This is a genomic window from Gluconobacter japonicus, from assembly GCF_015244665.1.
GTDB classification, from domain to species: Bacteria; Pseudomonadota; Alphaproteobacteria; order Acetobacterales; family Acetobacteraceae; genus Gluconobacter; species Gluconobacter japonicus.
Genome location: NZ_JABCQN010000002.1, coordinates 577,659 through 590,062, shown reverse-complemented (window position 1 = coordinate 590,062; position 12,404 = coordinate 577,659). Strand labels below are relative to the sequence as shown.

Below are 12,404 nucleotides of genomic sequence, written 5' to 3'. Positions count from 1 at the left end.
CTGAACAGGGCACCTTCAAGCGAGAACAGGAAGGTGCCCCGTGCAGACTTTGACCGCCGCTGAAACACGCAAGCTACTTCCATTTTCTGATCTCGTGGAAATGCTTCGCAAAGCAGTCGTAGATTATCATAACGATCAGATATCCTGCCCTGAACGTATGGTTGTCCCAACGCTTGATCGCACCGGCGCTGTCATGTCCATGGTTGCCTGCGCACCAGACATTATCGCGACGAAATTGCTGACGCTCTATAAGGACAATGCAGCGAGGAACCTTCCGACCATTCAGGGTCAGGTCACGTGCATGGATGCCATTAACGGGCGTTTTCTTTTCTCACTGGATGGCGTTACCACAACAGAACGTCGCACCGCTGCAATGTCTATGCTTGCGCTGGAGTGCTTCCGTCCCCTGGTGCTTGAAACAGTTCTTCTCATTGGCACCGGCGTACAGGCCAAAGCCCATCTTGAAGCTCTGAATACGCTTTATCCGGGTCTCATCGTTTATATTCAGGGCAGATCCCCTGAGCGCGTCAGCACCCTCACAAAAAGCAACGCCTATCCAGCGCTACAACTCCGCATTGCCCCTCTGGAGCACTTTGAACCGGATGTCGTGATAACCGTCACCAGCAGTCAGAGCGTTCTCTATGATGAGCCTCCGGTTTCTACCCGACTGGTGATTGGCGTTGGTGCTTATCGGCCTGAGATGATTGAAATTGGTCCGACCATCGTCAACGGAAGCACCTGTATTGTGGATGACCCTATCGGAGCCCCCTCTGAAGCTGGTGATATCCTTCAGGCGGCCAAAGACTGGAGACAGGTCAAGCCCCTGGCGGCTTATCTAACAGGCGAGAAGAAACCGGAAGAACCAGTATTTTTCAAAAGTGTCGGCTGTGCCGCATGGGATCTGGCCGCTTGCCGCCTGGCCCGGAAAACATTCGGAATGTAGAAAGCTTCAAATTGGAACCGAATCCTATAGAGAACTTAACGTAACCATCAATCTGCAAAGATGCTCATTTGTCCAAGCCGCAAAAGCTTCCAAAGGAAACTCGCAAACGCCGAGAGAGGTATTAATTTTTTGAGTATAATTATTTAACTCATTACCATGACATGTAAATATCTTTTCTTCTACTATGTTTAATTTTTCCCAATTTTTAGCCCATTTGGCCGTCGATATACCGCCATTCGGATGAAAGCTACGTAAAGACGTATTGTCTGCTGAAAGTAATATTATTGAATTCCGCCCTAGCCGTACGGCAACGCAAATATCTTTAGATGGTTTTTCATGAATTACAAAACCGTTTTTATCAAGGGTATTATGCAAAAACCCTCTCTGCCCTTTTACTGCCAGAAGGTCGATCCCTTCAGGATATATTCTTTGAATAGAATTAATAATTGAAAGTATACCAATAGAGCTCTTATCTCCATTAGCATGAATTACTGAAGGCCAGCTTCCGGTTTGGCTATTACGTACTGAACCACCAGAATAATGATAAAAATTCAGCGACCCTCCGAGCGTACCAAATATCTTACACTCCACATCGACAGAAATCTTCAAATTATGACGTTCAGCAGCATTAATCATAAATCGGCATGCAAGGCGCTGGTCATCATGATCCCCGTCTTCCTGGGACCAAGCCAAACATTCAGACAGCATTTTTTTGATTGCGCCAGCATAGCCAATATAGCAGCCACTATTTAGATAACGGCATAACTTATCACTATAATTATCAAAATATGCTTGCAGTGGATCATCGGGCGAAGTAGCAGGTGGCCAGAAGGTAGTCTCACCATTAAAAATAATATCGTCTCCGCTTGTTAGAAAAGCACGACCGATCTCATTCGCTCCACCAATTACCAACGTATCGTAAGCATCTGTGAACAGTATGATATCATGTGACCGAATAGATGGCTCATTCAAAATTTGAGCAAACGTGACGTATTTATCAATAAAAATAATACGCTCCCGCTCACCAGCAGGGCGAAGCGCACGAAAACGCAATCCTGCACGCTCTGCACTCTCTTGAAGATCAAGCATGGCACGCGTGCGCGGATGACCAACAGTGACATGAAGCATATTTAATCAATCCAATTCTTATCAAAAGAATGATTGGCAAAAATACAAGAGAAACTCAACCCAATATCTATTCGATTTTCTCTATCCCTTACCGACAATCCGTATAACACAGCTATACATTGTAAGACGTTTGATCCTGCATGCCCAATAATCAGCAACCAAAGAAAAATATTTTTATAGAGTAAAAATTCTCACTCGATGCGCAAAAATCCGCTACTCAATGAGGATTGATCTCACCAGAGATAAACAAGCTTCATGTAATAAGCATTCGTCTCAGGCACATTTCGACCGTCAACGGAGTGTGAATATCGCCCGGTCAGGGAGACGCGCTTGGAAATGTTGACCATAGCACCCACGCCAAGCGCCACTTCACGACCACTGGATTCACTTACCCAGCTATTTGCCGTATTATCACGCATTCCGGCAGTATTCTGCCAGTCAAACGCGAAGAATGGTTCAACAATCTTGCTCGCTTTCCAGCTAAAGCGCAGGTTGGAATGGAAAACCGTCCCCGGCGAGAAGCTGTGTTCGCCCGTCTTATGCTTGGTAGAAGCTACGATTGCACCTAGATCGCCATCAAAGCTGAAATGCTTCCATTCATAATCGAACATAAAGCTGGACAGATTTGACCAGTAGTTCGGGGATAGCGCATCTCGGGTGCCGACCGGCGTTTGCATGAAAGTCTGGATACCAAAGGTGCTGTGCGCGTTCGGCTTGAACCAGACCGCAGGCCCTACGATGGTTGGACCCAGACCTCCATAATTTGTGCCCTGCGCCAGCACAAAACTTTCCGACTGAATGACTTCAAACGCAAATCCGACATGCGGAATCGCATCAAAGCTACGGAAATGTACATATTTGGTCATGCCTGCCCAAGTATGACTTCCACCAGTTGGCTGGCGGCGACCGCCGCTGTCATAGGTATTACCCGCAGCATTCCCGTCACCATACTGCACCAGGACGTTGAACGGCTTGAAATCGACTGGCAGATCGTATTCGTGAGGCCCAATGATGGCCAACGGAATATCGGCTGCATGGGCCGCAACGGCTGGCAGAAGGGATGACGCGGGCAATAGGATACTCAGGGCCCGGAGACACCCTCCGGACCAGATCGTGCGAACCATGACATTTATTTCCGCTGGAGAAGTATTGAGTGTGGAGCGCCTCTCTTAAGAGACACGCTCCACGGTAACGTTGGTCAGATCAGTTCGCGGATGCGCCCTGCTGTCCGTCAATCGTGTAGGCGATGATATAGTCACCGCTGCGGGTGCCAAGACCCCCATGACCACCAGCGGCGATCACAACATATTGCTTCCCGCCCATTTGATAGGACATCGGGGTTGCCTGTCCACCAGCCGGCAGACGGTCACGCCAGATCACCTTGCCGGTCGAGACATCAAAGGCACGCAGATAATCATCAGCCGTCGCACCCATGAAGGATACGCCACCCTTTGTGATCACACTGCCACCGATGTTGTACATACCGGTCGGGAGCGGAAGGTTGTTATGCGTCCGGAAAGGACCCGTGTCGCGCGTCGTGCCGACAGGATGCTGCCAGACGATCTTCTTCGTCACCAGATCAATTGCCGTCACCGTACCCCAGACCGGGCCCTTGCAGGGGATCTGAAGCGGGTTCAGCCATGGGCTGGTGTAAGCAATGTACGGCGTACCGTAGTCAGGAGAGACACTGAGAGCATCGCCCTTGGCTTCCGGCTTGTCACCCTTGCCGTCCCACTTCGGCAGAATGCCGGAAGCTTCAGCATGGTTACGCTTTTCCAGACGGATCCGGAACGGCAGGTAGCTGGCATTGGCGATCAGCAGCTTGCGCTGCGGGTCGATGGATGCACCCTGCCAGTCAACCACACCATAGAATGCCGGATAGACGATCGTCGTCTTGCCAACATGCGGCGGCGTGAACTGACCTTCATAAGCGGACTGACGGAACTGGATGCGGCAGATCATCTGATCCAGCAGCGTCGCGCCCCACATGTCGCTTTCCTTCAGGTCAGGCGGCGTCAGGGACGGCAGACCGACAGCGAAAGGCTGCGTCGGCGTCACATGATCGTCCGGTGCAACACCAGCGGTCGGAACAGGACGTTCCTCAACCGGGTAACCCGGAACCGGCTTACCGGTACGACGGTCCAGAACAAAGAACTCACCACGCTTCGTGCTCTGGACAAGAGCCGGAATGGACTCACCGTTCTGGCCAGGCAGGTCAACCATGGACGGACCGATCGGAAGATCCATGTCCCACAGGTCATGATGAACGGTCTGGAAGGTCCAGCGACGCTCACCCGTCTCAATGTCGAGAGCAATGGTTGCGCTGGAGGTTGCATCGTCGAACGGACGACGTGTGCCACCCCAGTTATCCGGCGGAGAGTTACCCGTCGGGATATACAGCAGGCCGAGGTCCGGATCTGCCGTGTAAACGCCCCAGGCATTCGGGGTGTCACGCGTCAGCTCGTCGTTCGGGCCGGGCTTCCAGTTTTCCGGGTTGTGACCAGCATCCCAGGCCCACTCGATTTCACCGGAAATCGGGTTGAACGCACGGATTGCACCAGACGGCTCGAAGTTCGCCTGGTTATCGAAGATCCAGCCACCGAGAACCACACGATCCTTCACCACCAGCGGCGGAGACGTCACGAAGTGGAAGCCATGCGGCACATGACCAAGATACTGGCGCAGGGAGATGAAACCATGCTCGCCGAAGTCTTCACAGGGCTTGCCTGTTTCCGCATCGACAGCAAGGAGACGAACGTCACCAACCGGGGAGAAAATACGCTTCTGGCAGGCTTTGGAGCCATCAGGAGCCGTATAGTCGTCCGGAGCCTTGTAGTAGGAAACACCACGGCAGGCGAGATAGACGTTGGCCGCCAGATCTTCAGCCGCAGGCTTCGGATCGAACTTCCACTTCACCTTGCCGGTTGCAGCATCAAGGGCCATGACCCAGTTATGTGGCGTGCAGAGATACAGGGTGTCATCCACCTTGATCGGCGTGACTTCGAGGTTGAACTCATGTCCCTGATCCGGGCCAGCAACAGTGCCTTCGTCAGCCTTCTGAACGTCCCCCGTGCGGGTGACCCAGGCGCGCTTCAGATTGCTGATATTGGCCGGTGTGATCTGGCCCAGCGGGCTATAGCGATCACCGCCAACCGTACGACCATAGGCCGGCCAGTCGGACGCAGGCGTTCCCTTGCTCGTCTCATCGACCTGATTGGAAGCCGCCATACGGTCAGCCGGAAGCGTGCCGTCGATGGAATAGGACGTGAAGCAGCTTGCAACCAGAGCCACAACGGCAATAGCAGCAGAACCAACGAGTTCACGCTTGTCAGACATCCAGGATGCGCCCGAACGCCAGACCCACGGCAGCATCATCCAGCAGGCAATGCCGATCAGCGTGAACAGACGGACTTCAAGGCCCCAGATGTTGAAACCAACTTCAATGACGGACCAGATCGTCGCAACCAGCAGCAGGCCTGCGAAAATGCGTCCTGCCTGAGCCGGGTTCTTCAGGCCAACGACCGCTGCCACAAGCATGACAACGCCCATCAGCGCGTAGAACCAGGACCCACCAAGTACGAGCAGGTAACCGCCCCCACCCAGCAGGAAAAGCCCGACAAGTGCGAGCAGGATAGAGGTTACTGGCGAGAGCACCCTCTGGAGAGAAGAAGACATGACACCTCTGTTCTTCTGAAAATGGAAAACCACTTCTTCTGAAATAGTTTGTCTCTCTTAATTGTTCTGGGGGCAGGATATGGTCCGTGCCCCAAATAGCTTTGCGAGCGAGGAGAACTGGCTCGCAGGCTTGAGCCTGCTGACCGGATGATTGCCGTGAAAAGCTTTTTTCTCATCCATGAACCTATCCCCCTGCTCAAAGCGTTTCGTCAGAAAAGTGAGAGCCTTCACAGATTTGGAACCTCCTGGGGAAGCAACAGCATCTGGTCCGGCTTACGCTCTCGTTGCCTTGTTCCCGCTGGGACAGTCCGGGGGCTATCCTCAATCACGCAACTTTCACCCGAATGTGACTGCATCCCTCGCACCTGTCGCAATTTTGGGACAGTTGGGCACGTTGGAGGCCCATCATGAACAGAATGACTCCACAGCCCGGCCTTTCCGACTCATGGGATCGTTGCTCGACCAATTATAATCTGGACCCTGCAGAACGTTGGGAAACACGCCTTCTCAGCGCGCCTGAACTCCGCTTCATCAGCAATCGAACCCGCCTGCTGATCCAGCATGCCCTGCCGGAAATGGAGCGCCTGCATTCGCTGGTCATGGCGCTCGGTTTCACCGTCATGCTGGCGGATGCAAATGGTGTCGTGTTGTCCCGGCAGACAAGTCGGGATGATCTGACGGGCTGCCGTCGCTGGGGCTTTCAGGCCGGAGCTCTGTGGGACGAGGAAAATGCCGGGACAAACAGCATCGGCACCTGTCTGCAGGAGAAAAGGCCGGTCATGGTGTTACAAAGCCAGCACTGGCGTCTGTGCTTCCGCAATCTGACTGGAATTGCCTCTCCGCTCTACAATGCCAATGGCAAGCTGGCTGGTGTCCTGAATATCTGCTCGTTTGCAGGTAATGACATCATGCCATTCTCAGGCCTTTTGATGGAAACCATGATCACCACGGCCCGTCAGATCGAAGAGAAACTCTTCCGGGAGTTTTTCCCGAACGACACCATCATTACGCTCGGCCTTGCCACGGAAAGCTCCACGCCCCTTGTGGCCCTGGACCGGGACGGACATGTTCGGGGGGCCACACATTCCAGTCGTGTGCGAATGCATTGGCCAGAAGGGGAACTGGAACATTTGCCCGCCCTGATGAACTTTCTGGACTCAGAAGATGAACTCAGCTTCCGCAAAGCAGAGGTTCACGTCATCCGTTCCGCGTTAGCAACCACACAAGGCAATATCAGTGCTGCCGCACGCACACTGGGGATCAGCCGCTCAACCCTTCACCGCAAGATCAAAGCTCTCAACCTGATGCTCTGATCTTTCCGGCTTCAGGCCGCAAACGTCTCTTCATAATCTGCGGGGCGGAACCCGATACGCAGAACCGTTTCGTCGCGTGTCAGAACTGGACGCTTGATCATGGAAGGTTGTGCCAGCATCAGGGCAACAGCGCGGTCTTCCGTCAGATCGTCCTTTTGTTCAGGAGGCAGTTTGCGGAACGTCGTGCCAGCCTTGTTGAGCAGACTGGCCCAGCCAACCTGAGAGATCCAGGCGTTCAGGGTGTCTTCCGAAATCCCATCCTTTTTATAGTCATGGAAAGTGTACGGAATAGCCCGCTCTTCCAACCATGCGCGCGCCTTCTTCATGGTATCGCAGGCCTTGATGCCATATAGCACGACGGATGAGGTCATTCCGGATCTTTCCCTAAGACTATTCAACTCACATTCTAGTGGCTCCGACTGACCCTGACCAGAACGGGCGTTCAGGGGAACCATGACTTCTCTTTCCGGCACGTCTTTTTACCAAGGTTTTCCGTCATGAAGCGCCGAAATGTCATCTTCAACGGAGTTGTGGCGATAACAGCCCTGTCAGTCGTACCCACTGCCATGGCTCAATCCTTGCAAGCTGTTCTGACAACGCCGCCTCCCCTGATCTGTGCCCATCGAGGCTGGACTGATCCATCGGAAACCGAAAATAGCCTTAGCCAGATGCGCCGCACACATCAGGTCGGTCCGTTCATGATGGAAATTGATCTGGCGACGGATGCCAGTGGCCGAATTGTCCTGCTGCACGACCAGAACGTGGATCGGACCACAACGGGACATGGTCCTCTTGCGGCACTTAACCCGACAGATGTTCACAAACTGCTCCTGAAAAACGCATCTGGTCCAACACAGGAGCACATTCCAACCTATGACGCTGTACTTGACTGGGCCGCCAGAACGCCAGACGTCCTTCTGATGTTGGATATCAAAGATGTTCCTCCTGTCGACGCTCTGAAACCTGTCCGGCGCCAGCACCTTTCAGACCGGGTGGTCGTTCTCACATTTCAGGAGAAGCAGGCCCGCGAGGCCTTCAAAGCTGATCCGGATGCCTTGATCTCCGTGCTGGTCACAACACCAGATGACCTCGCAACTTACCGCCAAATCGCAGGACACCGCCGGTTCGCAGCTTACATTCCAAAGACCTCAAAACCGTCTTTATTCAGAACAGCGCATCAGGCCGGAGCCATCGTCATAACGGATCTTCTGGGACCAACTGCCGTAACAGATATCATGTCACCAGAAGAGGGCGCACATCATGCACGGTCCCTGCCCATTGATATTCTGGTAACCAATACTCCGCTCCAGCTTCAGGCAGCCCTTAGAAAACATCCCTGAGCGCGTCATGCCACAGGAAGCTCTGCATCCTCCGCCAGAATAGCCAGCATTTGGTCAATGATCTTACCGCTGGTTCTTGACGCAAGACGCCCGAACCCCAGTTCCCAGACGCGGCAGGCCTGACCCACCGATGGCCCCCGGCACGATGCATGGATGGCCGTGACGCCCGTTTCCTGAACCAGCTCCCGGACATTCCCGACACGCACACCGCTGCCCGCCATAATCTCAATACGGCCAGCCGAATGATTCACAATGTTCTTCAGAACAGACTGCCCCTTGGGCGCAATCACCGCCTGACCAGACGTCAGAATACGCTCGAAGCCCAGATCGACAGCCTGATCAACTGCCGTCAGTGGATTAGGTGTAAGATCGAAAACGCGATGAAGTGTTCGTCCCATGCCGCCACATGCATCAGACAGCAGCTTCAACGTCTGCACATCAAGGGTACGATCACTCGTACATGCGCCGAGAACGACCCCCGCCAGACCCGCAGTGCGAGCCGCATCAATATCCGCCAGCATCTGATCGATTTCTTCAGCGGTAAACACGAAGCCGCCCTCTCTCGGACGGATCATGGCATAGACCGGCACTGTGGACTGGCCTGCCAGACGCATCAGTCCCGCAGAAGGGGTCAGGCCACCAAGTGCCAGAGCAGAACAAAGTTCAATGCGCGTCACTCCGGGACGCTGTGCCGTCCGCAGGCCGACGGCATCTTCAACACAGATTTCAAGCGTCGGCATACCCGTCTCCCTCCTCTGCGGCGAAAACGTTTATGCCGACAGAGTTCTCAGTTGTTCCAGCGAATTCCCGGCAGCGCCTTCTCCACTGTGGAAACGGGTTTGATCGTCCCGCAGTTTCCTTTCGGATGATGTCCTTTCAGAAGCGCCAATGCAAACGGAACGGAATCTTCAGCGGAACCGTTGACGGCACCGTTATGGGTTAACCCCGAATAGGTCTTCCACGTCACGTTTGTCCCGGCATCACACATGGCAGCAACGGCATTATACTGCTGGGCCACACCGGCTTCATTGTCCGCAAGTCCCGTGCCAACAAACACCGGCATGGTCATGTGAGCATCAGGAATGGTGAAGGCTTCCTGGAAATCTGCCTCAAGCCGGGATGTATCCCCCGCATAGGCATTATCTTCCGTAATGTCGTGCGCTTCCGTGTAGCGAAACAGATCGCCCAGACAGGACTGACGGGCCTGATGGGACAGATCCTTGCCCTTCTCCGTCATGTTCGCACGAACATCGACGTCCGGATGCAGGCTCTTGCGAGACCCTTCGATCGTCAGAATTCCGAACGCCGCAGCCATGTGAGGCGGCTCCACATTCAGCCGCGGCAAAGGCGTGTGCTTCGGATGCGCAGGCAGCTTGAACTGCGTCACAACGCCGGTCGCAACCGTTCCAAGCATATGCAGATCCGGCGCATATTGCGGAGCCAGCCACGCCGTTCCAAGTGCTGCACCGCCACCCTGTGACTGCCCCACCAGAATGATGCGGTTCTGAAGCGTCCCCTTGTACTGCGCCAGCGCAGCCCGCAGACCATTCAGAACACTGTAGCCTTCCGGACGATACATCAGATACGGATGCGGGCCCGGCGTTCCCAAACCCTGATAATCACTAGCGACGACCGCGAAACCAGCCTTCAGCCAGTGATCCAGATAGGCGCGGTCACGCGACAGATAGCCTCTCCAGGAGGGCGCGCAGATATCCGCAATACCAGTTGTGCCGTGTTCCCATGCCACAACCGGCCATCCACCCTTCGGCGGTGTTCCTTTTGGGAAAATGATCTGCCCGGAGACCGTCACCGGATCGGGCGCATTCACACCACTGATGGACGTATAGAGCGTCCGCACAGCCTTGGCCGCGTTTTCCGGCAGCGGACGGTCTGTGATGTCCTGCGTGCGGATCATCTGACCAACCGTTGAAGGCACCTGCGTGGGAGGTGTGTAAAAATCACTGACCCCGCCATCCCCAAGATTTCGATCAACCTCGGCAGTCACCTGCGGCTTTTCCGGCTGGGACGGTGTCGCACAGGCCGAGAGGGACAGAAGGGTTGCAGCGCAAAGCGCCGAACGGAATGAAAGCTTCATGAGTGTCTCCAGCAGATCGAGGCAGATATTACTGACCGACGGCAACGCCGTCACGGTGCGGGTCGCCCCAGCCCTTGAGGCCCTCGGGGCTGATGGTAATGCCCTGAACGGCTGCGTTCATGACGTCGATTTTGGGGTGATGTCCCATGGCACTCAGCGCCGAGGCCAGCCCGGCAGCAGACGTCCCCTGTTCCAGTTCCTCGGCATGGTTCTGGGCACCGATACGGGGCTGCTCGATCGCGGTACGGATATTCTGACCCCAGGCGAGATACCCCACCAGCGTCTGCACAACGGAATCAATGATCCGCGCACCGCCCCCTGCCCCGACAATCACTTCAGGCTGACCGTTTTGTCCGAAGACGATCGTCGGCGACATCGTGGTGATGGGGCGCTTTCCCGGTGCTGCAATATTCGCGGCAGGATAGCCGTTCACAAAAGGATGGCTGGCAAAATTCGTAATGGCATTGTTCAGCACCACGCCATCCACAACAATATCCGAACCGAAATTGAGGTTGATCGTCGTCGTGAAAGAGAGCGCATTGCCAGACGCATCACGGATGGAAAGATGCGTCGTGGCTGGCACAGTCATCGGGTCGGAGGATGGCAGAAGCGCCAGCGTTTCCTTGAGCGTCCCTGCCGTCACACGATCCGCGGCCTGTCCCTTCGCGACCAGCGCTGCGCGGCCATCCAGATAAGACGGATCAAGAAGCGCAGCCGTATCGACACGAGTATAGTCCGGATCAGCGGCATATTTGCGCCGGTCAGCTTCAGCCAGACGGGAGGCTTCCAGAAGCAGATGCGCAGCTTCAACGCTGCCCGGCGCATACTGGCCAATCTTCAACCGATCCAGAATGGCCAGTTGCTGCAATACGGACAGTCCACCAGCAACAGGCGGAGCGGAAGAACAGATCCGACGATTGAACGCCGTCACGCACAACGGCGTACGTTCATGAACCTTGTAAGCCTTCAGATCGGCCGAGGTCAGTGTGCCGGGGTATGGGCCACTGGCCACGGCTGCTGACAGCTTTTTCGCAAAATCCCCCGTGTAGAAATACTCGGCTCCCTGCCTGGACACCTGCTCCAATGTTCCTGCCAGAGCAGCATTATGCAAAAGTGTTCCTTTGGGGAGAGGCTGCCCCTCTGCATCGAAATAGGCCGCAAACTGCGGTTCATGGGCCAGTTCAGGGCGCTCGGTCAGAACGAGATGGAGATAGCCTGCCAGCGGAAAACCATCACGAGCCGCAGCAATCGCAGGCTGGAACAGATCCGCCCATGGAAGCTTGCCGTAACGGTCATGCAGCAGGGCTAATGTCCGCAGTGTGCCAGGAACGCCAACGACACGCCCGCTCCGCTGAAGCTTGGCTTCCGGAATACGAACGCCATTCTGATCATGCATGAAATCGCGCGGCATCCGCATCGGTGCGCTGGCCAGGCCATCAAAAAAACTCAGGTGATCTGCACCCCGGTCCCAGTACAGGATGGTCGATCCTCCACCAAGGCCAGATGCCTGCGGTTCCACCACAGCCAAAACCATCTGTGCCGCAATGGCGGCATCCACAGCACTTCCCCCTTTCGCCAATACATCCGAAGCCGCTCTGGACGCCATGGGATTGGCTGTCGCAGCCATGAATGTGCTGGCGACGGATGGCTGCGCGACAGAAGGCACAGGCGGCAGATGATGCACACATGCACTCAGGCCCAGCGCGGTTGCTCCCAGCAGACCCACGAGACCAGAGGTCCGGGCATAAACCTTTCTTTGGGAGAGAGCCGCACTTCTGATACGCATGGACACTATCAACCTTCAGTTTCTGGGAGGGGGAGTCTCTATCAAACCGTTACGGCCTTAGATCTTCCCGATAAATGCTGTTATAGTGCGATAATTATCAACCTTCGGTTTGCAATGAACGTTT

10 protein-coding genes are annotated in these 12,404 nt (G+C 54.9%); 3 read left to right on the top strand and 7 right to left on the bottom strand.

From position 1 onward, the window contains the following. Positions 1–40: 40 nt before the first annotated feature. A complete protein-coding gene (locus HKD32_RS06085) occupies positions 41–943 on the top strand; it encodes a delta(1)-pyrroline-2-carboxylate reductase family protein (RefSeq protein WP_194257705.1) in 903 nt (300 codons plus the stop codon). Between the two features lie 24 nt (positions 944–967). On the opposite strand, the gene HKD32_RS06080 is transcribed toward HKD32_RS06085, so the two are convergent. The 3 genes from HKD32_RS06080 to HKD32_RS06070 form a co-directional block, all read right to left on the bottom strand. Further along, positions 968–2,071, bottom strand: coding sequence for a glycosyltransferase domain-containing protein (locus HKD32_RS06080; protein WP_145993781.1), 1,104 nt, complete (start codon positions 2,069–2,071; stop codon positions 968–970). Positions 2,072–2,304: 233 nt separating this feature from the next. Continuing rightward, entirely contained in the window at positions 2,305–3,195 is an 891-nt protein-coding gene (locus tag HKD32_RS06075) for a transporter (RefSeq protein ID WP_023943672.1), read from the bottom strand. 79 nt (positions 3,196–3,274) lie between these two features. Continuing rightward, positions 3,275–5,746, bottom strand: coding sequence for a membrane-bound PQQ-dependent dehydrogenase, glucose/quinate/shikimate family (locus tag HKD32_RS06070; protein WP_061932159.1), 2,472 nt, complete (start codon positions 5,744–5,746; stop codon positions 3,275–3,277). 407 nt (positions 5,747–6,153) lie between these two features. Between HKD32_RS06070 and HKD32_RS06065 the strand changes: the two genes are divergently transcribed. Further along, on the top strand, positions 6,154–7,059 hold the full coding sequence (locus tag HKD32_RS06065; RefSeq protein WP_061932071.1) for a helix-turn-helix domain-containing protein: 906 nt from the start codon (positions 6,154–6,156) through the stop codon (positions 7,057–7,059). Positions 7,060–7,070: 11 nt separating this feature from the next. On the opposite strand, the gene HKD32_RS06060 is transcribed toward HKD32_RS06065, so the two are convergent. Beyond that, the gene (locus HKD32_RS06060; RefSeq protein WP_194257704.1) at positions 7,071–7,430 is read right to left on the bottom strand and encodes an ArsC family reductase; all 360 of its coding nucleotides are present in this window, start codon (positions 7,428–7,430) and stop codon (positions 7,071–7,073) included. Between the two features lie 126 nt (positions 7,431–7,556). Between HKD32_RS06060 and HKD32_RS06055 the strand changes: the two genes are divergently transcribed. After that, a complete protein-coding gene (locus HKD32_RS06055; RefSeq protein ID WP_194257703.1) occupies positions 7,557–8,399 on the top strand; it encodes a glycerophosphodiester phosphodiesterase family protein in 843 nt (280 codons plus the stop codon). 5 nt (positions 8,400–8,404) lie between these two features. Here the strand turns inward: HKD32_RS06055 and HKD32_RS06050 are convergent, their stop codons facing one another. From HKD32_RS06050 to ggt, 3 genes are read right to left on the bottom strand one after another with little or no spacing between them, the layout of a single operon-like run. Then, complete coding sequence (locus tag HKD32_RS06050) at positions 8,405–9,139, bottom strand: copper homeostasis protein CutC (RefSeq protein WP_023943681.1); 735 nt, start codon at positions 9,137–9,139, stop codon at positions 8,405–8,407. 47 nt (positions 9,140–9,186) lie between these two features. Then, complete coding sequence (locus HKD32_RS06045) at positions 9,187–10,494, bottom strand: lipase family protein (RefSeq protein WP_194257702.1); 1,308 nt, start codon at positions 10,492–10,494, stop codon at positions 9,187–9,189. Positions 10,495–10,522: 28 nt separating this feature from the next. Continuing rightward, entirely contained in the window at positions 10,523–12,280 is a 1,758-nt protein-coding gene (ggt, locus tag HKD32_RS06040) for a gamma-glutamyltransferase (protein WP_194257701.1), read from the bottom strand. Between the last annotated feature and the right edge of the window lie 124 nt (positions 12,281–12,404).